The 22791-nt window shown below is 50.9% G+C and carries 21 protein-coding genes; 4 read left to right on the top strand and 17 right to left on the bottom strand.

Annotated elements, in window-relative coordinates; translation table 11 throughout:
• The first annotated feature begins 4 nt into the window (after window positions 1–4).
• The 4 genes from HMPREF9473_RS01420 to HMPREF9473_RS01405 all read left to right on the top strand — a co-directional run bounded on the left by HMPREF9473_RS01420 (window position 5) and on the right by HMPREF9473_RS01405 (window position 4418).
• A complete protein-coding gene (locus HMPREF9473_RS01420; RefSeq protein ID WP_006778264.1) occupies window positions 5–676 on the top strand; it encodes a response regulator transcription factor in 672 nt (223 codons plus the stop codon).
• A 1-nt stretch (window position 677) separates the two neighbouring features.
• Window positions 678–1685 carry a sensor histidine kinase gene (locus tag HMPREF9473_RS01415; protein ID WP_006778263.1) on the top strand — a complete coding sequence of 336 codons (1008 nt, stop codon included), beginning with the start codon at window positions 678–680 and terminating at the stop codon, window positions 1683–1685.
• A gap of 98 nt (window positions 1686–1783) precedes the next feature.
• A complete protein-coding gene (locus HMPREF9473_RS01410; protein WP_006778262.1) occupies window positions 1784–2476 on the top strand; it encodes an ABC transporter ATP-binding protein in 693 nt (230 codons plus the stop codon).
• A 7-nt stretch (window positions 2477–2483) separates the two neighbouring features.
• Entirely contained in the window at window positions 2484–4418 is a 1935-nt protein-coding gene (locus HMPREF9473_RS01405; RefSeq protein ID WP_006778261.1) for an ABC transporter permease, read from the top strand.
• 71 nt (window positions 4419–4489) lie between these two features.
• On the opposite strand, the gene HMPREF9473_RS01400 is transcribed toward HMPREF9473_RS01405, so the two are convergent.
• The 17 genes from HMPREF9473_RS01400 to HMPREF9473_RS01320 all read right to left on the bottom strand — a co-directional run bounded on the left by HMPREF9473_RS01400 (window position 4490) and on the right by HMPREF9473_RS01320 (window position 22769).
• Window positions 4490–5506: a LacI family DNA-binding transcriptional regulator gene (locus HMPREF9473_RS01400; protein WP_006778260.1), complete on the bottom strand. Its 1017-nt coding sequence runs from the start codon at window positions 5504–5506 to the stop codon at window positions 4490–4492.
• A 93-nt stretch (window positions 5507–5599) separates the two neighbouring features.
• A complete protein-coding gene (locus HMPREF9473_RS01395) occupies window positions 5600–6454 on the bottom strand; it encodes a hypothetical protein (RefSeq protein ID WP_006778259.1) in 855 nt (284 codons plus the stop codon).
• Between the two features lie 12 nt (window positions 6455–6466).
• On the bottom strand, window positions 6467–7450 hold the full coding sequence (locus HMPREF9473_RS01390) for a zinc-dependent alcohol dehydrogenase (RefSeq protein ID WP_006778258.1): 984 nt from the start codon (window positions 7448–7450) through the stop codon (window positions 6467–6469).
• A 47-nt stretch (window positions 7451–7497) separates the two neighbouring features.
• The gene (locus tag HMPREF9473_RS01385) at window positions 7498–8241 is read right to left on the bottom strand and encodes a ThuA domain-containing protein (protein ID WP_006778257.1); all 744 of its coding nucleotides are present in this window, start codon (window positions 8239–8241) and stop codon (window positions 7498–7500) included.
• Window positions 8242–8254: 13 nt separating this feature from the next.
• The gene (locus HMPREF9473_RS01380) at window positions 8255–9211 is read right to left on the bottom strand and encodes an ABC transporter permease (protein ID WP_006778256.1); all 957 of its coding nucleotides are present in this window, start codon (window positions 9209–9211) and stop codon (window positions 8255–8257) included.
• Window positions 9212–9213: 2 nt separating this feature from the next.
• Window positions 9214–10713: a sugar ABC transporter ATP-binding protein gene (locus HMPREF9473_RS01375; protein WP_006778255.1), complete on the bottom strand. Its 1500-nt coding sequence runs from the start codon at window positions 10711–10713 to the stop codon at window positions 9214–9216.
• Window positions 10714–10751: 38 nt separating this feature from the next.
• On the bottom strand, window positions 10752–11801 hold the full coding sequence (locus tag HMPREF9473_RS01370) for a sugar ABC transporter substrate-binding protein (RefSeq protein WP_006778254.1): 1050 nt from the start codon (window positions 11799–11801) through the stop codon (window positions 10752–10754).
• Window positions 11802–11841: 40 nt separating this feature from the next.
• Window positions 11842–12768, bottom strand: coding sequence for a ribokinase (gene rbsK / locus HMPREF9473_RS01365; RefSeq protein WP_006778253.1), 927 nt, complete (start codon window positions 12766–12768; stop codon window positions 11842–11844).
• Window positions 12769–12825: 57 nt separating this feature from the next.
• Entirely contained in the window at window positions 12826–13830 is a 1005-nt protein-coding gene (locus HMPREF9473_RS01360) for a hypothetical protein (RefSeq protein ID WP_006778252.1), read from the bottom strand.
• 28 nt (window positions 13831–13858) lie between these two features.
• Entirely contained in the window at window positions 13859–14254 is a 396-nt protein-coding gene (rbsD, locus tag HMPREF9473_RS01355; protein WP_006778251.1) for a D-ribose pyranase, read from the bottom strand.
• Window positions 14255–14600: 346 nt separating this feature from the next.
• Window positions 14601–15101 (bottom strand): QueT transporter family protein, encoded by a 501-nt coding sequence (locus HMPREF9473_RS01350; RefSeq protein WP_006778250.1) that lies wholly within the window; start codon window positions 15099–15101, stop codon window positions 14601–14603.
• Window positions 15102–15273: 172 nt separating this feature from the next.
• Complete coding sequence (ilvD, locus tag HMPREF9473_RS01345; RefSeq protein ID WP_006778249.1) at window positions 15274–16908, bottom strand: dihydroxy-acid dehydratase; 1635 nt, start codon at window positions 16906–16908, stop codon at window positions 15274–15276.
• A gap of 32 nt (window positions 16909–16940) precedes the next feature.
• On the bottom strand, window positions 16941–18284 hold the full coding sequence (locus tag HMPREF9473_RS01340) for a PTS galactitol transporter subunit IIC (RefSeq protein ID WP_006778248.1): 1344 nt from the start codon (window positions 18282–18284) through the stop codon (window positions 16941–16943).
• Window positions 18285–18341: 57 nt separating this feature from the next.
• Complete coding sequence (locus HMPREF9473_RS01335) at window positions 18342–18623, bottom strand: PTS sugar transporter subunit IIB (RefSeq protein WP_006778247.1); 282 nt, start codon at window positions 18621–18623, stop codon at window positions 18342–18344.
• 47 nt (window positions 18624–18670) lie between these two features.
• Window positions 18671–19138, bottom strand: coding sequence for a PTS sugar transporter subunit IIA (locus tag HMPREF9473_RS01330; protein WP_006778246.1), 468 nt, complete (start codon window positions 19136–19138; stop codon window positions 18671–18673).
• 1 nt (window position 19139) lies between these two features.
• Window positions 19140–19775, bottom strand: coding sequence for a bifunctional 4-hydroxy-2-oxoglutarate aldolase/2-dehydro-3-deoxy-phosphogluconate aldolase (locus HMPREF9473_RS01325; RefSeq protein WP_006778245.1), 636 nt, complete (start codon window positions 19773–19775; stop codon window positions 19140–19142).
• Window positions 19776–19820: 45 nt separating this feature from the next.
• Window positions 19821–22769: a sigma 54-interacting transcriptional regulator gene (locus tag HMPREF9473_RS01320; RefSeq protein WP_006778244.1), complete on the bottom strand. Its 2949-nt coding sequence runs from the start codon at window positions 22767–22769 to the stop codon at window positions 19821–19823.
• Window positions 22770–22791: the final 22 nt, after the last annotated feature.

Below are 22791 nucleotides of genomic sequence, written 5' to 3'. Positions count from 1 at the left end.
AAAAATGGCAAATATTTTAATGATAGAAGATGATTTGGACATTCTCAAGTATCTCCGCCTGCTGCTGGAGGATGAAAACTTCAAGGTCCGGACAGCCGTGTCACGAAAGGAAGCCCTGGCCCAGCTGGAGCAGCATTCCTTCGACCTGATTCTGCTGGACTTAACCCTGCCGGACGGCAACGGCTATTCCCTGTGCACCGAAATCAGACGCCAGCAGGATATCCCCGTCATCTTCCTGACCGCCATGAACGACGAAGCCAGCATTGTGACCGGCTTTCAGCTTGGCGCGGACGATTATATTACCAAGCCATTTAAGCCCCTGGAACTGATATCCCGCGTCAAGAATGTGCTGCGCCGGTGTGGGAAAAGTCCATCCGTCTTCGAGATTGGCGGGCTGAAGATAGACACCTTAAAAGCGGCCGTCTCCAGACAAGGCCAGGAGATTCCCCTCTCCGCCCTGGAGTACCGTCTTTTGCTGGTCCTGTTAAATCACCAGGGAGAAATGCTTTCCCGCAGCCGCCTGCTGGAAGAAATCTGGGATATTGCCGGAGATTTTGTAAATGACAACACCCTGACCGTGTACATCAAACGGCTTCGCGATAAAATCGAGGAGAACCCATCCGAGCCGGCCATCATAAAAACAGTCCGGGGCCTGGGTTACATGTTAGGAGAATAATATGCTGCTTCTGAGAAATCCTGAGATTAAAAAAATGCTTGTCTCTTACGGTCTGTTCACACTGGCCGTCGTTACCGCCGCCCCTCTGCTCGCCATGCCTCCGGCTATCTATACCCTGCTGATCTGTGCCGGGGCCCTTGCGCTGTTTTTATACTATACGAAAAGGCGCTACAAAGACATTTCCCATTTAAGCGGTCAGTTGGACCAGATTCTGCATGGCGATATGTCGACCTGTTTTGTGCCGGACAAAGAGGGGGAACTGGCTCTTCTGACCAGTGAAATCTACAAGATGACCGTCCGTCTTCAGGAACAGTCCGAGCTGCTGCAAAAAGAGAAAGATTATTTAAACAGCTCCATCGCCGATATCTCCCATCAGATAAAGACACCTCTTACCTCCATCCGGATGATAGTGCCAAGGCTTGGGCGTGAGGATGCGGATGCCGGGCAGAGACAGCAGTACATCCGTGATATCAGCTCCCTGCTCTCCCGAACGGAATGGCTGATATCCTCCCTGTTAAAAATCGCCAGGCTGGAAACCGGCACGGTGGCCTTCGGGCAGACTCCGGTCAACGTGGAGGAGCTGGTTTTGGAAGCGCTCGCTCCGCTGGCTGTCATGCTGGATGTGAAAGAGATAACCGTAGAAACTGACATCGATGAAAATGCCGCATTTTCCGGCGACCGGCTCTGGAGTGTGGAAGCCGTCGGGAATATCCTGAAAAACTGCATGGAGCACACGCCCCCTGGCGGTACGCTGACTGTCACCGCCCGTGACAATCCCCTCTTTACCGGCATTACCATCTCCGACGACGGAACTGGCATCGCCCCGGAAGATTTGCCCCATCTGTTTGAGCGATTTTATCGGGGTAAGGATTCCGGGCCGGAGCATGCGGGCATCGGTCTGGCACTTGCTCAGATGATTATAAAACAGCAGAACGGAACCGTGGCGGCAAAGAACCGTACTCCTCGTGGTGCTGAATTTCATATCCGTTTTTATAAAGGGGCCATTTGATTCCGTGCGCCCCTTTTTTGTGACTATTTTGTCATAAAACTGTCACGAAGCTGTCACACGGCACGTGGTATACTTACTCAAAAAACAGGAGGTTCGTCATGGAACTATTAAAAGTGGAACATCTGTGCAAAACCTACGGGGATGGAGAAAATCAGGTGAATGCCCTGTCCGATATTTCTTTTACTGTGGAAAAGGGAGAATTTGTGGCCATCACCGGCGCGTCCGGCTCCGGGAAATCCACCCTGCTGCACATAATCGGAGGCGTGGACGTACCAGACTCCGGCCGGGTTCTGGTGGACGGCACGGAAATTCACCGGAAGTCCCAGGAGGAGCTGGCAATCTTCCGGCGCAGGCAGGTGGGGCTGGTTTATCAGTTCTACAACCTGATTCCCGTATTAAATGTGGAGGAAAATATCACACTGCCCCTGAAACTGGACGGCCAGCAGATAAACCGTCAGCGTCTGGATGAACTGATTGAGATTTTAGGGCTTTCCCAGCGGCGCAACCACTTGCCAAAGCAGTTATCCGGCGGACAGCAGCAGCGTGTTTCCATTGGCCGCGCTCTTATCAACGCCCCGGCCCTAATGCTGGCGGACGAGCCCACCGGGAATCTGGACAACAAAAACAGCCACGAGATCATCGAGCTGTTAAAATACTCCAACCGGACATACAGGCAGACGCTTCTCCTTGTGACCCATGATGAAGAAATCGCCTTGCAGGCTGACCGCATCATCCAGATACAGGACGGAAGGATTGTGTCAGATCAGCATGTGAACGATAAACGGAGGTGAAATGCTTATGTGGAGCAGCTACGCCATCAGATATATCAAGGCCAACCGCATAACCAGCGTGTTCCTGGCCGGAATCTCTTTTCTTTCCGCGGTTCTTCTCGCCCTAACCAGCGGAGTCTTCTATAACCTGTGGACAGACAGAATTCACCGGCAAATCCTGAAAACCGGAGATGCGCCTTCCGTGGCGGAACCGATTATTATCGCCTATATCGTCATTCTGATGATGGTATGCGCCTCTCTGACTGCCATGATTCACAATGCGTTTGAAGTCTCCATGAACAGCCGACTGCACCAGCTGGGGATATTGAAGAGTGTGGGCGCCACGCCGGGACAGATTCGCTCCATGCTGCTTCAGGAGGTGCTGATTCTGTGTACGATACCGGCGGCAGCCGGCGTTCTCACCGGATTTGGGCTGTGTTATGGTTTTCTGCAGCTCATCATTTCCGTAACCGCCTCCGTCCGGAAATATGATGTGATCTTTCAGTATCACTGGGGTATTGGCATAGCCTCGTTCGCCCTCTCCATGGTAACCGTGCTGCTGTCCGCATGGATTCCGGCAAGGCACATCAGCCGTTTGACATCGCTGGAAGCCATTCACTCAGGAGCGGACACAGTTCCCGGCGGTATGAGACATTTTCCTGTCATCTCCCGTGTATTTGGGATATACGGGGAGCTGGCGCGAAAGTCCCTCTATGCCCGCCGGAAATCGCTGAGAACCTCAACAGTCTCCCTGATGTTTTCCTTTCTGGCCTTCATCAGCTTTCTCAACCTGGAAGCCATATCGGGGATGAGTACACAGCAGACCTACTACGAAAGGTTTCGGGACGTCTGGGATATCATGTTCACGGCAGAATATGGTCCGGAGCGGAATCAGGAACTGTTGGCAGATATCCGTGGTATGGAGGGAGTCGAAAACTGCATTGCCTATCAGCGATTTATGGCAAGCGCGGATATTTCCGGGGAAATGCTAAACGACGTTCTGCTTGGAAATGGAATGGAGATTCTGGATAAGAATGTGGATAGAAATGAAGATGGTGACTATGTGTTCCGGACCCCCGTCTATGTGCTGGATGACACCAGTTTTCAGGCATACTGCACCGCTCAGGGGATAACCGGGGAAGAGCAGGCAGTGGTGGTAAACAAGATCTGGGACAGCGCTCACAGCGACCGCATCCACCGAACTTACCTTCCACTGCTGGATGACAGCGGTTCTCTGTCTCTGAATCTGGTAAATGTGGATCTGGCCGGAATGCCGACCGTGCCTGTGACGGTATCGGCTTACTCCGATGCGTTTCCGGCTATCAGGGAAGATTTCATCCAGTATTCCCTGACCTTAATCATATCACAGGAAATGTATCAGGACATGGCAGACAGTTTTCCCGATGTCCAGGTGCATTACAACATTAAGGCGGCTTCCGGACAGGCTATCCCCGCCATACGAAATGCTCTTCCCATGCAGTTGTCGGAGGAAGAACTCTATACGCTTCAAAGCAGGCCGGAACAGGAATCCTCCGAGGCTTCCATGCGAAACGGGCTGAAAATCGTCATAGGCGCTCTGGCCGGTCTGCTGGCCTGCATCGGAATCACCAATATCTTCTCCTCTGTTCTGGGACAGATTCACCAGCGCAGAAAAGAATTCGCAAGATATCTTTCCGCCGGCCTGTCGCCAAAAGGGATGCGAAAAATCCTGCTTATGGAGACCCTGATACTGAGCCTGAATCCCCTCATCCTCAGCCTGGTCATCAATGTGCCCATCACGGCATTTGCCCTCCATTCCGCCTGTCTCCCGGCAAAGGAATTTCTCCCAAATGCCCCGGTGATACCGACGTTTCTCTTTGCGGCGTTTGTACTGCTCACCGTCGGCTTGGCCTACTATCTGGGCGGGAGATATATCTGCCGTGGGAATATGGTGGATGTGCTGAAGGATGAGACTATGGTATAGTAACAAAAAAAGTATCAAACACTAAAAATGCCTTCTGAATCACATTTCAGAAGGCATTTTATATTACAGATTTACAGATGTCTCGTACTTCCACCAATCACCAGCTCCGGCTTGAATATCAAATCCTTGTCGCCGTCAGAAATATCCTCACAGCTCTCAATAATCTTGTTCGCCGCCTCAAATCCCATATCATAGGCCGGCTGGCGTATGGTAGTCAGACGGGGGCTGAAAAAATCGGAGTACACAATATCATCATAACCTACCACCGACAAATCGTCCGGTATGGTGATCCCGTGCTCCCTGGCCCACTTGTAAATGCCATAGGCGCACAAATCGTTGGCGGCCACAATCCCGGTCACGCCCTCGGAGAGCAGCGTACCGGCATGCTTTATGCCGGACTCGATATTGTACTCGCCGTAAGCCACGAACTTCTCATTAACTTCTATCTGGTACTTCTCTAACGCCTGCTTGTACCCCAGATACCTCTGGTTGGCCGTACTGGAATCCGCCTGGAGCGGGCCGGTGATACAGCCGATTTTGCGGTGTCCCTGCTCTATCAGATGGCGGGTCGCCAAAAAACCGCCCATTTTGTTGTCCAGCATGACATTGCTGACGGATTTGTACTGGGTCCTGTAATCGATGGAGATGATTTTGATGCCAAAGCTCAGCATATGGGCAATCAGCCTGTCCGTCTCATCCGCCTCAATCCCATCAAAAGAGATGATGATGCCATCCACACCCCGGTCAATCAAGATATTGATGTAGTCAAAATTCTTCTTTGATTTATCATTGGTGTTGCAGAGAATGAGCGCATAGCCATCCTGCGCACACCTGGCTTCCGCCCCTCTGGCCAGTTCGCCAAAATAGGAGTTGGTGAAGTTGGATATCACCATGCCGATGGTCTTGGTTTTATGGGTTTTCAGACTGGCTGCCAGGCTGTTGGGCCTGTAATTCATCCTTTTTGCGGCATCTAAAACTTTTTTTCTCGTTTCCGCTGAGAGACGGTGCGGCTTATTATTAAGTACAATAGACACGGTTGTAGGTGATAGCTCTGTCTCACGCGCAATATCTTTGATTGTCACTCTCATACATTGCTGCTCCCATTCATTTTGTAACCATTATACTTTAAAACAAAGTAATTTACAACATTTGGAAGGAAATGGATGAGATACTGAATCCAATCATGACCCATTGATTATGCTGGTTTTTAAGGGACTGTTCCGGGACTGGATGTCGGGCATTCTCCGCTCGATGGCGGCCTTTGCATACTCAATGTCCTCATATGCTTCCTGGCCATTAAAACAGCCAATGCACACCATATCCTGGGAGCGGATGGCATTGTAGGAGAAATTCAGTCCCACATAGGGCGTCGTCCGCCCGGCGGCGCAGGGCTTGATGGTAATCACAGGCTTCTTCGCGTTGTGAATAATCTTGGCCACACTCTCAATCTCCACCTGCATCAAAAAGCCCATACAGTTAAAAATCTGGATGTAGGTCTCCACGTCGTACTCATTTTCATCGGCGTACTGGATAAGCTCCGGCATATGGGCGGACAACCCCGGAATCATCCCCGCGTCTCGAATCATCTTTAAGTAATCCGGCAGGCGGTTGATGGTTCCCGTGTTTTTGTTCACCAGCTGCTCGATACAGGAATGGAGGGGGAGGCAGAATTTTGCCCCCCTTTTTGCGCACTCCTTAATCGTCCTCTCCGCCTCCTGCCTCGCCAACGTGTTGTCATCCACGTTCAATATCGGCGAGTCCATCAGAATCATCTTTTTTCCTGTCCGCTCCTCGGCCAGCTTTACCGCATCAATCAAATCATGGTCCACCCCGAACAGCCCCAACACCGCATTAACATCCTCCTCCATGAAGGTGGCAAAGATATCGGCCACCGATTCCGGGGAACTGTGTCTCTTTAAAATCTGTTCATCCCTGGCCGGCGTCTGGTGACTGAATCCTGATATCCAGTTGCATCCGATAATCAGTCGTGGAAGTTTGATTCCCGCAACCTCTGTTTTTGGAAATGATGCGCTCATAATCTACACTCCTTAGTTCTCGTAAAATAAGACTGCCCCTTTAATATAGCCGTCCTTCTTGTCACATGCTCTCTGGAACATGTTCTCCATCCCCTGTGCATCCTTAAAATAAGCGGTGTGGGTGACGAATTTGGCCGGCTCAAACACGCCTTTTTCAATCATGGTATAAGTCCTCGGAATCATATCCGGGTAATGTGCATTGCTAAATGGGGAGAGATTGTATACGGTCAAGCCGCCCAGATGCCACTTGGTTCCGTTGAATGTCACGTCCCCTCTGTGGAAACTGCCGATGACAAACTTTCCGGCCATTTTTGTCATGGAGTCCGCCAGATGGAAGCCGGAATCGGAAGCGCCAAAATCAATCACCACGTCGGCTCCGCCCTTATCCTGAATCTCTTTGATCACCCGTTTTCCTTCCTCGCTCTCAGGGTCCAGAACCTCCGTCGGATTCAGCCCTCTGGCCATCTCCCGTCTGTCCTCCCGAAGCTCAAATACCGTGATTCTTCCTGCCTGGGTGCTTCTGGTCAGTCCCATCAAGGTGAGCATCCCCATGTACCCGGCTCCCACCAGCACTACATGGTCACCCATCTTAATGTCGGCGATATTCAGAAGATTCACCACACAGCAGGTTGGCTCATAGACCACGCCGGCCCAGTCGGTGGTATCATCCGGCAGCTTCACAATGCCGTCCGCCCGATTGATAAAATATTCACACATCATATCATTTCCACCATAGGCCGCAAACACTTTATCGCCCTTCTTGACGTTAGTCACCAGGGAACCCACTTTCTCAACAATTCCCACGCCCTCATGGCCAATCACATAAGGCATGGGTCCCGGCGCGTTCACGCCGCGGTATAACCAGGAATCCCAGCAGCAGACTCCGCATGCCATAGTTTTAATCAGGACTTCATCGGCCTTCGGCTCATCCGGAATCTCATTCTCCATAACGCCAAGTTTCATATAATCCGTAACAAATACGCCATTCACTTTCATAGTCTCTTCTCCTTTTCCCATTCAGAATTACCGGTAAACGTTCCCTGTTATCTAGCGGCCCAGAGGAATCCTCTTCTCTGCGCCTCCGCTACCTGGGGAATGTCAAAAATGTCATCGTGATGCCCCAGCGCATTGTAGAACACTCTTCCCTTCCCCCACAGCTTTGTATAAATAATCGGCATATCCACCACGCCGTTTGCGCTGTGTGGTCCCTCCGTATGAACCTTCGTCGACGCGAGAACATCCACACAGGGGTCCAGATGCAGGTAGTACTGCTCCGTATAGACATTGAAATCATCCAGCCCCTGAATCAGCGGGGACGAGGACTGCTTTTTGAAATTTACATCGTAGTGGGTCCAAAATGCTCCGGGCGCTTCACTTTCCGGGTAATGCTCATGTACATAAGCCAGGTTCTCATCTGTCAGCCTGGATACATGGTGCATCCACGGGTCTCCCGGATGGGACACCCACTGGCTTCCGGTCATGAACTGCCACTCCACACTCCAACGGAAAGAATCGCACATTCCACCATGGCAGCCGGCCAGACCAACACCTGACATCACGGCTTCCGTAATTGCAAAGCAGCATCTATCCTCCAGCTCTCCCTGGGTCCAGCACGGGACAATCAAATCCATGGTTTTTAAGAATTCCTCATCCTCCAGGTGCTCCAGAGTGTCTTCCCGGATAACCTCAAAATTCTCGTTCTCCAGCATTTTCTGAAATCTCGCACTGACCAATTCCGGCTCGTGGCCCTCCCAGCCGCCATAAAAAATATACGCTTTTTTCTTCATTAGAAACCTCCTTTTATTTTGCTGTTGAAATCTTAGCCCGAATGGAATCGAACAGGACTGCAACGACGATCACCGCGCCTAACACAATCTTCTGCCAGTAAGCATTTACCCCAAGCAAATTCAATCCGTTGTTTACAAATCCCCAGGCAAGCGCACCTGCAAGAGTGTTTAACATACTGCCCTTGAAGGTACCGCCGATATAAACGGCCGCCAGAGCCTGAAGTGCCATATCACTGCCGGAGCTTGGCTGGCCGGAGGACAATCTCGCCGTCATCACGATACCGGCACAGGCAGAGCAGAATCCACAGATGGTAAACATCAGCACTTTGGTCTGAACGACCTTCAGGCCTGAGAGAGCAGCGGCCTCCGCATTTTCCCCGACGGCAATCACCGAGCGGCCGAAGGTGGTGTACTTCAGCAGGAAGGTGCCGATGGCGAAGAACACCAGCATGATGATAACCGGAACGGGAATGATATTGGCGACATATCCTCTCCCCAGGAACAAAAATCCCTCCGGAAGTCCAGTCACCGGCATACTGTTAGTAGTGATTAAGATTAAGCCCTGGATGATATATTGGACTCCTAACGTTCCTATAAAGGACGGGATTTTCCAAAAGGTAACGATACAGCCGGACATCGTTCCCACCACAGCGCCCAGCAGAACTGCCAGCAGTATCGCCGGTACCAGCGGCACTCCCAGTCTGGTGATCAGCAGCGCCGCGTTACATCCCGCAAAGGTGGCGGCCATACCACTGCTCAAGTCAATCTCTCCGCCCAGCACCACGAAGGACACGCCCAGCGCGCAGATTGCCACCACGCACACCTGTCTGAGCACGTTGATAATGTTGCTGACAGTCAGAAACTTGTCATTGACAAACGCCATAAGTACAATGATGACGATAATTAAAAGCCACGCCCCCATATTGTTGGCAATTGAAAATGCTTTTGATTTTATACTTTTCCTATCCATGGTCAACTTCCTCCTACTGCATATTCTGTAATTTTACTCTGTGAGAACTCCGCTTTTTCCACTTCACCAGAGATTACGCCCTCATGCATTACCAGGATTCTGTCGCAGATACCCATAATCTCTTCCAAATCCGACGACACGACAATCACCGTCTTGCCCTCTGAAACCAGCTTGTTGATAATCTCATAAATCTCACGTTTTGCTCCAACATCGATTCCTCTTGTGGGCTCGTCAAATATAATAATCTTAGAATCTGAAAACAGCCACTTGGCGAGTACCACCTTCTGTTGGTTTCCACCGCTTAAGAACATTACTCTCTGTTCCACGGAAGGTGTTGCAGTATGAAGAAGTTTGACATATTCCTCCGCTACCTGTTTCTCTTTCTTAAAGTCGAAGTAAAAGCCGGCCTTCAGAATTTTCTTCAATGCCACCATGACGGTATTGACTTTTACGGAGGAGCGGAGAAACAATCCTTCTTCCTTTCTGTTTTCCGTTACAAAACCGATTCCCATGCCGATGGCATCTCTCGGCGAGTTGATGGACACCTGTTTCCCGTCAATAAATATCTCACCTCTGGCTCTTTTATCGGCCCCGAAAATCATCCGCATGGTCTCCGTCCGCCCGGCTCCCACCAGCCCGGCAAACCCAAGCACCTCGCCGGAACGGGCGGCAAATGACACTTCCTTTACCCGCTTTCCACCGTCGGAAAGTCCCCGAACCTCCAGTGCCGTCTTTCCGATTTTGGTGTCTCGCTGGGGGTACTGATTGGTCAGCTGCCGTCCAATCATCATCTCGATCATGTCGGCCTTGGTGACTTCCTTGACCTCTCTGGTTCCTATGTAACAGCCATCCCGCAGGATTGTCATTCTGTCGCAGATAGTGTAAATCTCATCCAGTCTGTGGGTGATGAAAATCACCGCGGTTCCCCGTTCTTTCAGCATCCTGATGATTCGGAACAATATCTCCGTCTCATTATGGGACAACGAGGACGTGGGCTCATCCATGATAACTACCTTCGCATTGATGCTTACCGCTTTCACAATCTCCACAATCTGCTGCTGGGCCAGACTCAGCTCCCTAAGCATTGCCCGGACATCCATCTCGATGCCTAAATCGTCAAACAGCTTTTTGGCATCCTCTCTCATCTTTTTCCACTGGACGGCTCCCATTTTCATGGGATACCGCCCTAAAAATACATTCTCAGCCACCGTAACTCTCTGTATCAGATTCAGTTCCTGATAGATGATGGAAATGCCCAGCTCCTCCGACTGCTTCGGTGAATGAATCTCCACCTCCCTGCCTTCAAATTCAATGGTTCCGCTATCTTTCTTGTAGGCGCCGGAGAGGATTTTCATCAAGGTGGATTTCCCCGCTCCGTTCTCCCCTACCAGGGCCAGCACTTCTCCTTTTCTCACTGTCAAATCCACGTCTGTCAGTGCTTTCACGCCAGGAAATGCCTTATTAATTTTTGTCAGTTTCAGTATATTTACAGCACTCTCCATAACCTGTCACCTTTCGGATTATATTGCAGCTTCTGATATTAGTTGCCAAGTACCTGTTCTGATGTCAGCTGTCCCTCCGCACAGTAGATGCCTGCTGAGATGGGAACTATTTTGTCAAATTTCTCTCCGTCCAGATATTTCAGAATATACTCTACCGTGGTGGATGCCTCTCCCGCCGGGTCCTGGGTAATGGTGGCAATGTAGTTAAGTTTCTTGTCAATCAACTCCAGTTCCTCATCCTCGCCGTCATAGCCGACCACATAGACTTCCGTCCGGTTTGCTCCCACCGTTGCGTCATAGGCTCCAAGAGAACCCTGGGCGCTGACACCATAAATCAAATCCAAATCGGAATAAACCGTCAGAGCATCCTCCGCACTGGCCATGGCATCTTCTCTGGTGGATACGTCATACTCATTCTTCACTTCCACTTTGATTCCGCCCTTGGTCAAGCCGTCCACAAAGCCCTGTCCACGCTGTTTCATCTGCTCGGTGGAACCGGACATGATGGCGATATTCAGCTCAGTCTTTCCCAAATCGTTAAAGTATCCTGACGCCCAGGTTCCTCCCAGGAAGCCCGCATCGTAATGCTCGGTGCCGCAGGCATAGACAATCAAATCGTTGATGGCATCCGGGTTCTGTGTGTTGCCGATGATGAAGACAGGAATCCCCTTCTCCTTACACTGGGCAAATACATCCTCCATGGCATCGATAAACCAGGCGCTGACTACCATCACGTCCACGTCATTGTTAATCATATCCTGAATGCCGTTTAACTGTGTGGCCGCGTCAAGATTGCCATCCACGAAGGAGACATCCCAGCCGTTCTGCTTTGCTTCGTCCATAAACTGCTCATACATTCTGACAAAGTATGGGAAGTTCAGTGACACAAAGCTGAGGCCGACTTTCAGTGGTTCAGACGTATCTTTTGCTTCCATCGCTTTCGTGGTGTCTGCCTCTGCCGTGTCCCCCTGGCTCACAGCCTCTGTCTGTGGTTTTGTGGTCTCCGCCGTAGTGTTCTTTGTCCCACTACATCCCACCATGGAAACCATAAGCGCCGCCGCAAGAATCATACTAAGTGTTTTCTTCATAATACCTTCTCCTTTTCTTTTTGTTATATGTTGTTTTTTACTACCCAATCTCAGCAGCCAATGCTTCCACTTCTTCTCTGGATGGCACGGAGGGCTGCGCTCCCTGCCTGGTCACCGATATGCCTGAGGCCAGATTTGCAAACCGAATAGCCTGCTCAATCGTTTTAGCGTGAGACAAAAAGACAGCTATGGCTGCATTGAACGTATCTCCCGCTGCTGTCGTATCCACCGCCTCCACTTTTCTGGTCTCATATAAAACCTCTGTCTCACGGTTGATAAATGCGGCGCCTTTCTCCCCCAGCGTTACAATCACATGTTCCACGCCCAGCTCCAGCAGCTTTCTGGCGGCCGCACAGACTTCCTCGAAGGTGTCCACCGGCATGCCCGTCAATTTCCCAAGCTCCGTCTCGTTGGGTGTGAGATACGTCAGGCCGTTGAACAGTTCCTCCGGCAGGGGCTCCTCCGGTACCGGCGCCGGGTTGAGTATCACGGTCTTTCCGGCCTGTTTCGCCCGCTGAATGGCTTTCAGCACCCCGGCTAACGGCGTCTCCATCTGAATCAGCAGAATATCGCAGGCGTCAATCCTGTCATAAATTTCTTCAATAAATTCCTGATTGCAGGCGCTATTGGCCCCTGGTACCACAATAATACAGTTGTTTCCGGAATGATCGATGCTGATCTGGGCCATACCTGTCGGAGTTCCCGGCGCGGTTTTCACGGAGTCAATGTTGACGCCCGCGTCCTTTAAATTCTTCATCGCCAGGTCTCCCAGGCCGTCGTCCCCTATCACACTGACAAACGCGGTATCGCCGCCCAGCTTTCCACAGGCATACGCCTGATTCGCGCCCTTTCCTCCCGGCATTTTCTGAAAGGACTGGCTCATGACTGTCTCTCCCGCCACCGGGAAGTCCACAACATTTACGACAAAATCAATATTGGTACTTCCTATTACAAGTATCTTCTTCATGGTTCCTCCTTTTTGTGGGTTTGTTTATTCATTACGCATTACGTTTCTCCATCTCGTTTATACATTGAAGGTTAATATCAGAACGCCAATGACAAACAGGGCGATACCGCCTGCCAGCACGGCGAAGGTGCGTTTGCCCGCCCCCTTGAATTCACCGTAGAGCAGTCCCCACAGATAGGACCACATTCCGTAGGAGTACCCGATGCCCGTGGCGATGACGACACTTACTACCGGCGCCGCAATGGAGTGAAGCACATTTCCGCCAAAGTGGCAGAACGCTGCGATACAGGCCATCGCTAATATAATCGGCAGTCCCTTCCGCGGATGTAACACTTTGTTCCATTTCTCTTCTCTTGTCAGCCAATAGGCGCTATACACGCTGGTTCCAATCAACGCCCCGATGCTCAGGATTCCCATACATGTCAGGGAGGAAAAACCATTGGGTCTTAAGTCCGTGCTGAGACCGAAGGAGGATGCAATGGAGTAAAATGGAATCATAATTGCACTTGTGATAACCAGTAACATAATGTCTTTCTTCTGGGATGTGGTATTCTTCGTATCCTTCTCCTGCACCTTTCCCACGTCCTTATCCCGCATAACTCCCGATATCTGGCAGACGATAGTTCCCCCTATCAACAGGAAGGCCGCCAGAATAATCAGTAGCAGAGACGAGCTCTCCGAGATTCCTCCAAATACGGAGGTAATCATAATTCCGCTGAGTATGGAGCAGGTGGAGGTTATGGAGCTGGAAAGAATCAGTCCCACCCGGCTGACCACGGACAGCTGTATCTGCATCCCGATGGCATAGACCGCGCCGCAGCCAAAGATCAGAACTGCTCTTGGAATATCACCGGCTATCTCGTGGAAAACGCCTTTCGGTATCATGTAACGGTGCAGGACTGCGATGGAGCCCCACACGATAAACAGTGAAAACAGGTAAAGCCAGCTTAAAAATGCATATATGGGGTAGTCGTCCGTATGCTTGACTACCTGGAACCAGGAGCCCCATAAAAACGTGACAATCAAAACAATGATGAGCGCTGTGTTTTGAGACAGTTCCATTCTGTCATCCCCTCTCTCTTATCGTTGGTTAAAAATTAACTCCGGCCACCAGAATGATATTGGCAAAGGAAGAAGTTTCTCCCGTCCGGACGATCACCTGGGCTTCCTCCGTCAGTTTTTTGAATTCCTCGTGGGGGACGTAAGTCACCGGCTGTTCCTTTAACAGCTCATGTACCTGTGTTTCCAGTTCCCGGTTCCCCTCCTTGATTTCCTCCGCCAAAATGTAGGCTTCACTGACCAGTTCCTCATTCACCGCTTCCAGCACCTGCATGAAACCGGGAACTCCCTTTGTCAAAGATATATCCAGAACATTGACTCCTTTCGGAATTGGCAGGCCCGCATCGCCAATCACCAGATATTGGGTGTGCCCTATCGCCGCCACTTCTGAAATTAGATTGGTATTTAAGATTCCGTCTTTTTTCATTACTACCTCCATGGATTGTCTTGAATTATGCTAAATCGTTTTAGCATAGCTTAAAAAAATAATATTGAGTTGCTAAAACGATGTACCAAAAGAATAGCACACATTTTTAGCGTTGTCAATATATTTGCACATATATTTCTTTTTAATTTTTATTTTATTATGCACATTTACAATTATAGTCTTTTTCAGCATGTGTTTTATCTGCTTTTTGGCATGTTATTTCCCCATTTTTTATCATATATTATGCATTTCCAACACAATAGAGGGCTTTTGAAAAGGCAAAAAATACCAGCAGGGCTGACATTTTCAATCCATGTCAGTACCCTCCTGGTACCCCATCCGGCGCTTACGCCATATGGTTTCTAAAAATCACATATTTATATCGCTCCAGCGTCACTAGCAGAAGATTTCCCAGCACACCAATCGCCAGAATCTCCCCAATTCCCACTGTCACCATCGCCACCGGAATCAAATCCGGGGAGCCGTAGGCATAGCGGAGTACCCAGGGGATAATCACCGTGTTGGCCAGAATCGGAGGCACGCAGACCGCCCACTTATTCCTGCGGAGCGCATAAGACCCCACCGCGCCAATCAGCGTAGCCAGACTTCCGAACACCACATCCAGCGCCGCCGCACCGTAAAGCAGGTTTGATAACAGGCATCCAAGAAACAGCCCTGGAACCGCCGCCGGAGTAAAAAATGGAAGAATACACAGCGCTTCCGAGATACGGAACTGCACCGGCCCGAAACTGATAGGGGCAAACACCATGGTCAACACCACGTAGATTGCGGCAATCACAGCCGCATAGGCCATGTAATACACAGCCTTGTTGTCAGATTTGTTCATATGAAGTTCTCTCCTTTAGTTTTGTTTTAGGTGTGGAAGGTCTCGAACACACCGTCGACTTACTATAACACGAAAAAGTGGGAAATGCAAGTTCCCCGGAAAACCAGACTATCTCTGCCTGAGTTTTCCGGGGAACCTTCTATGGCGCTCCTCATGTTATTGGACGCCAAGTTTACCGAAGGGTCGCCCCTTTTCTCGCCGTGCTTACTGTCCTGGCGTATCTTCCCAGCAGGCCCTTTTCCTCATCCCGCTTTAGCGGCTTCCACTCTCTCCTGCGGCGCTCCAGCTCTTCTTCGCTGACTTCCAGATGAATATAGCTTCTGCTCAAATCCACGGATATCTTATCGCCCTCTTCCACCAGCGCAATGGGGCCGCCGTCGGCTGCTTCGGGACAGAGATAGCCGATGCTTAAGCCGCCGCTGGCTCCGGAGAATCTTCCGTCGGTGATGACGGCCGTCCGGGGGATTCCTTTGATAATTTCAGTAATCCGGTGCAGCTCTTTCATGCCCGGGCCGCCTTTCGGTCCCTCGTAGCGCACGATAATGGCATCACCTTCCACGATCTTCTTCTCCCGGAATGCCGCATAGCATTCGTCCTCACTGTCAAATACCTTTGCCGTGCCAGTAAACACTCTCACATCCTCCGGCACCGCCGAAGTCTTCACCAGGGCGCCGTCGGGCGCCAGGTTGCCGTAAAGCACCTGTATCCCATCCGCCCTTGAAACCGGGTCCTCCATGGTATGAATCGTATCTCTATTCCCGTCCGGCGCTCTGTCCAGTATCTCACCGATTGTCTCCCCGGTCACGGTCATTGCATCCGTGTGCAGTACCGGTCTCAATTCCTTCAGCACCGCTGGGATTCCACCTGCATAGTGCAAATCCACCACCGTCTGGTTGCCATTTGGCACAATGGCTGTCAGCACCGGCGTTCTGGTTGTAATCTCCGAGAAATCATCCCAGTCCAGTTCCAGCCCAAGCTCTGCCGCCAATGCCGGAAGATGGATCAGCGCATTTAAGGAACCGCCGATGGCGCTGAGCAGGGTGATGGTATTTTCCAGGGCCTCTTTCGTCATAATCTGTGCCGGTGTGATCTGCTTCTCCACCAGCTTCATCACGGTGCGGCCAGCCTCCCTGGCGGAGAACCGGCGCATGCTGGTGCTGGACGGAATCAGGCTGCCGCCCGGAAGCATCATGCCCAGAGACTCGCAGAGCGCTCCCATGGTATTGGCCGTTCCCAGGAACGGGCAGATACCCGGTCCCGTATAATATGTTAACGTCCCCTCAATCAATTCCCGTTCCGTAATCTCGCCCCGCAGAAATCTCTGTCGAAGCTCCTTGGACTCGTTCGGTTTTATCTGCGCGTAGCAGGGTCCCGCCGTCACGATAATCGAAGGCAGGTTGATTCTCGCCGCCGCGTTGAGCATTCCAGGCACAATTTTGTCACAGGAGCCCATATAGACAACTCCGTCAAAGACACCTTCGCCCACAACCATCGCCTCCACCGAATCCGTGATAATCTCACGGTGTGGCAGACAGTAACGCATGCCGGAGTGTCCCTGTGCAATTCCGTCGCACATGGCAACCGTGTTAAACTCTACGGGCTCCCCTCCCGCTTCCAGAATTCCCTTTTTCACTTCCTCCGCCAGCTGCTTTAACGGCTCGTGGCCCGGACAGATTTCATTCCAACTGTTGGCAATCGCAATCAGCGGCTTGGAATCCAGGGAATCAATGGACACACCGGCCGACGCCAGATGCGCTTTGGAAATTGCGCGCTGAAACGGCTCCAGCTTATCAATGGCTCTTATCATATTACTTCCTCTTTTCCATGTTGTTTCCAGTCTTATGCTTCCGCGGCCTGCTTTTTCATTTTACGTGACATAAATACCCATACCGCCGCAATCACAGCAACCATAACCGGAATTGTAATCAACAGATTCTTTGTAAATGCCGTGTAGATCAAATAGCTCACGGTCAGACTAGGCCCTGCAAAAGAAGTAATCATATTGCTGCCCAAATCCAGTCCCACTTCGCTTGCAAGAGCTGTCAGTATCGGGGATGTGGCCGTACCTGCCAGCAGAATCGCTCCCGTACAGAACAGACCAATAATAATATTTTTAAACAGATTGCCCTTTGTCATCGCCACCGGCAGCGCCACACGGAAGGTTACAACCGCCAAATCAGCAAACGGAAGCACCCGGTTTCCAGGCAGTAAAGCTGCCATCAGAATTGTTAACGGAATCACAATCAGGGAAGTGGTAATAACATCCGGATTACCTACCACAATGGCTGCATCCAGACCGATTAACAGCTTTCTGCCTTTAAATTTCTCCTGACAGAACTTCTTGGCCGCCTCGGAAATCGGCATCAGACCTTCCATAAACAGAGAAGTCATCTTCGGAATCAGCACCATAACGGCCGCCATATTGACACCCAGCGTCAGAATATCCGCAACCGAATAGCGGGCCAGAGCCCCAATCACACAGCCAAAAATCAGACCCAGCATCATCGGCTCACCGAAGATACCGAGATATTTCTTCGCATCCTTCACACTGAAATCCAGTTTGTTAACCCCTGGAATTCTGTCCAGAAGCCAGTTCAGCGGAGCCGCAATCACCACGCTGGACAGCGCTGACATGGTTGGCAGGGAGACACCTGGAATCCCGAAGAAATCCTCCACCAGCGGTGCGGTCCAGTCAGAAAGCTTAAAGGAGATAACCGCCATCACCACGGATGCGGACACGCCCAGGAATACATTTTTTGTCACATAATATACCAAAATACCTACAATCGCCATGTGATGATAGTTCCAGATATCCACATCCAGCGTATCCGTCGCCTTCAACACCAGCATGATAATATTCGTGGCCAGAATCGCAAATATCAACAGCGCAATAATCGGGGACGCCCAGGTCACCGCCGCAATGGAGCCCCAGCCCACATCCAGAATATCCAGATGAATCCCAAAATTCTCAACCATCGCCTGGGCAGCCGGTCCGATACTGTTCTTCATCATATTGATAACCAGGTTAATGCCTGCAAAACCAATGCCAAGAATCAAGCCGGAGCGGAATGCCTTGCCCAGCTTCACACCAAAAATAAGACCCACAATCGTGATAATGATGGGCAGCATAACGGTCGCGCCCGCATCCAGAATCACATTAAAAATATTATAGAAAACCTGCATACTGATATCCTCCACTCATACTATTTCATGTTCTCGTTTCCCTACACCAAGAAATTCTTATTTCTTTAATTCCTCAACAATCTGGTTCAGCGTTGCCTCTTCACCGATTCCCGTCAGCAGTGAGATAGCCGTGATAACCGGAATATTGACTGTCCCTCCGGTGAATTTCCCCGTGGTTACCAGTAAATCATAGTCGTCTGCTTTGGAATCCACCTCCATCAGCTTACACTGGTTTACCATAACCGGAACACCGTTCTCCTCACATTTCTCTCTGATTTTTGTCGCTACTACAGTTGATGTTGCAATTCCATTTCCACAAGCTACTAATAATCGTTTCATATTCATTTTCTCTCTTTCTTATTTGTTATTGTTATCTGACACTGCTCTCACTCTGCTTCCAGCAGATGTTTCCTGATAATCGCCTCTATCTCCGCTTTGTCGTCCGCGGTGATTATGTTTTTCACTTCCTCCTGGTTCTGAATCAATCCGACCACTCTCTGAAGCATTTCCAGATGGCCGTGGGGTTCCGTCAGCACCAGCATGATGACAAGACTGATTGGCACCGCGTCGTCCGGCTCATCCATCGCCCTAAAGTCAACCGGTGGATTTAAGACCGCCACACAGAGGCACGCCGTGTTGACATGGCACACATCCGCATGGGGGATTGCGATATTGATTCCTCCCGTATTCAGTCCGGTGGGGAAATTCTTCTCCCTCTCCAGAATTGCCTGACAGTATGTATCTTTTACAATTCCCTTTTTGCAGAGATGGTCACACATCTGTTTCAGCACGTCCACATTTGACTCTGCATGTTCCATCCGCAAAATCAGGGATTGGTCCAGTAAAATGCTCATATTACAAATCTCCTTCCAGCTCTCTCAATTTCTCTTCCATTGCCTGAATGGATGCTTTGATTCCCGCCTCATTCTGATTTAGAATGTCCTGCTTATCAAAGATTCCGGAGGCAATTCCTGCAAACGATGCCCCCGCCGCAAAATACTCCCCAACATTGGCGGTCCCAATTCCACCGACCACCATCAGCGGCATTTTCCCCAAAGGCGCCGCAATATCCGACAAGTATCTGCTCCCCAGTCTGGCCGCCGGAAACACCTTTACGATGTCCGCGCCGTCCTCAAAGCTCTTCTTAATCTCCGTTGGGGAAAATGCTCCCGGCACACTGACAACGTCCTTTTCCCTGCACAGGTCAAGAATCCGCTTATCCAACATCGTGGGAGACAACAAAAAGGCTGCGCCCGCCGCAATAGACGCCTGTGCCTCCTCATAGGTAAGCACGGTTCCCGCGCCGACCATCACGGAATCACCGAACTCCTGATTGATTTTCTCAATCGCTTCTAAAGCTCCCGGTGTATTCATCGTAATCTCAACGGCACGCAGCCTGCTTCCCACAAGGTTTTTCACAACCGTTCGAATCTGCGGATAGGTGTAGCCTCTTAAAATAACTGTTACTTTTGGAAAATGTTGAATGTTCATCGTTCTTACTCCTTTCGCTTATCTTAACAGCAAGAACGATGCCAATTATTTGTCTGATTTTGTACTTTCACACAAAATCCTGTAAATATCCGTCGGTTTTTGACAGCCCCGAAGGGCGGAAACCATGGATTCATCAGAAATAATCTGATATAACTGCTCAAAATATTTTTTTGAATTTTCATCCAGCGCCAGGACAAAAATTAAATTTACCAGGTTGACACCATCCCAGACAACGGGCGTGTCCAATTTTGTTACGGCTATGACTGGTTTTAGGACATGCTCGGACGCACCGTGTGGAATAGCGATTCCACCCGTCAATACCGTGGCCATCATACTCTCCCGCTTGTAGACGCTGAGCAGGAAATCCTTCGTCACATATCCATCCTCCGTCAGCCGGCCAACCATCTCATCCAGTATCCCGTCCTTATACCCTTGCTCGTGGAGAACCGTGATATGTCCGGTGTGAATCACATCCTTCAAATCATTTTCTTCCATCAGTCTGCGGCGCTTCAGAATTCGTCTAAGGGAACTCAAACCGTCGCCCTGGTACATCATCTGAACGGACAGGAAGGGGTATTTTTCCTGCTCCGGGTCTATGGTTCCCACTATTGCAAGAATCTCATACTCCTCCTCCACCTTGCCGATAATCTCATTTACGTCCATGGCCTCAATATATCCCCGCACCAGAACCTCGATGCCGTTCAAGCTGCTTTTCAACCGCTCCTGAACAAAATTCTGCAGCTCCAGGGCCGCTCCTCCGCCGGTAATGCACAGGCAGAGCACCGCTTTCCGGCGCTGTTTCTTCGATGTCTCCGGCGGTGTGGAGAGATATTTCACATCCAGTTCTTCCACAATCTTTTCCAGGCTGTCGTCGGTCCAGAGGGTTCTGCGGACCGCCTCTATCACCATCATAGTGTCTGTCCTGCCCACAATGCCCACGGGGATTCCAAGCCGTTCCCGTATCTTGTCTCCCACCAGCATGAGGGAGCCCATGTCCGCCAGGATAATGATGCCTCTTCCCTGGTTCAGAATCGACGCCGCCTGAATCACCTTTTCCGTCATCTCCGCCGGGGAATCCATCAGGTTCATCTCCAGTCCCTTGGCGTGGTCCGTCCCCAGCACGGCATTGGCCACCTCCGCCATACCGCAGGCCACCGCCCCGTGGGAAACCACCAGCACGCTGATTCGTTTCTTCCCGGCGCCTGCCCGCTCCCGGAACCGGTATAAATACATGGCAAGGAAATTGATTTCCTCCTCCGGTACCTTCACATAGTATTTACGGCTGATTTCTTCCCATATGGCTCTGGCGGTCCCGTATTCTTCCTGATGGCGTACCTTGAAGTTCTGCACTCCCGTCGCCGCCCTGGTCCCCCGCTCGCTCCGCTGCAGCGCCATCTTGATGTGAACTGCCAACGGACAGATAAGCTCCTCCCGCAGGTCCGGAATCTCCCGCTTTGCCGCCTGGTAAATATCTCTGGTAATCTTCATCACCTCGGCGCCCACAATGGTCTCCATCTCATCCCCGCTGAACCGGGATGTCTCTATCTTTCGGATATCACGGGAGAGCTGGGCCTCTATCTCCGAGGAGAGCTTGCTGCTGATCTCCTCCTCGCTGACCCCGCGTTCCACCAGGCGGTTATAGGTCCGCTCCAGAGTTCCGTAGATATCCCAATTTTCCAGTTCATCCGCTCTCTGCTTCTGGGGCATATCCTCCGGGTGGAAATGCATGTCCTCCCGTATCAGCCGCAGACTCTCCTCCGTATAGTCCGTGCGGGATGCCCCTTTGATGTTGCCCGCCAGACATTTGAAATCAATCTCAATATTCTTTGTCTTCTTCCGCTTGCTCTCCAGAAATGCCTTTGCACAGCAGACCTTGATATCGGACTTCACCTGCCCTACATTTCCCGCATAATCCATGCTCATCAGGTATTGCAGGACCTCTTTCTTTACGACGATATATTGCCCTAGTGTGCTGGACTCCTGCCAGAAAAACCGGCGGATAAATTCCAGCCGCTCCTCCAGGGGACGCTCCTTTAATGGCGGTATCTCAATTATCATGGGAATTCTTCTTCGGAAGGTCAGCAACAGGGAACTCTGCGGATTCTCCGTGGTTGCCGCAATCACCATCAGGCGGCTCTCCCGGTGGGTGTCCACCTCCCCCAGCCTCCGAAACTTCCCCTTGTCCATCAGGTAAAATAAAATCTCCTGCCCCTCCGGCGGAAGTCTGTGTACCTCGTCCAGAAACAGGATACCGCCGTTGCACATCTCCACAACGCCCTTCCTGTCTCTGTCGGCGCCCGTAAAGCTGCCTTTGTTGTATCCAAACAACTGCGCCAGAAGCAGCTGCGGATTGTCCGCATAGTCCGCGCAGTTAAATGCAAAATAGGGCGGATTCTCGCCAAAGTTCTCGGTTCCGCAGGCAAAACTGTGCATCAGCTCCGCCAGATAGCTCTTTCCAACTCCGGACGGCCCATAGAGCAGACAGTGCAGACCCTTCGGCGGATAGAGAATCGCCGCCTGGGCCTGGGATATCTGGTTCATCAGACTGCCGTCATAGCCGATAAAGTTCTGAAAGACGCTGGGATTCTGCTCCTTCCCGCTCAAGTGCCTGTCGTCCGTATTTGCCGCATATTCCGTGTTTCCCGCATATTCTGACGGGGAAAATGCGCCTGCATCATCCATACTCTTCCCAGTCAGTTCCGCGCGGATATCCTCCGCCAGCTTCCCGACCACATATTTTCCCACGGCAAATCCATCGTCCTCCAGCAGTCTGGTCAAACCACGGTCGGAGATGGAGGGCTGTTCTGCTATCAGTTCCCGCATCTTTGCCATCAGCACCGGCTTTTTGCGTTCCCTGGAATCCGGAATCCCCGCCTCCTGGCGGAACATTGTGACGGTTTTGCGGTTTAACCCCAGCTTCTCCGCTATCTCCTCATCCGTCAGAGGATTTTTGGGATTTTCATGTTCGATTAATGCTATTATCTGTTCTTTCATCAGCAGTCCCTTCTATATAAGC

This window comes from Hungatella hathewayi WAL-18680 (assembly GCF_000235505.1).
Classification (GTDB): domain Bacteria; phylum Bacillota; class Clostridia; order Lachnospirales; family Lachnospiraceae; genus Hungatella_A; species Hungatella_A hathewayi_A.
This window is presented reverse-complemented; position numbering and strand designations above follow the sequence as displayed.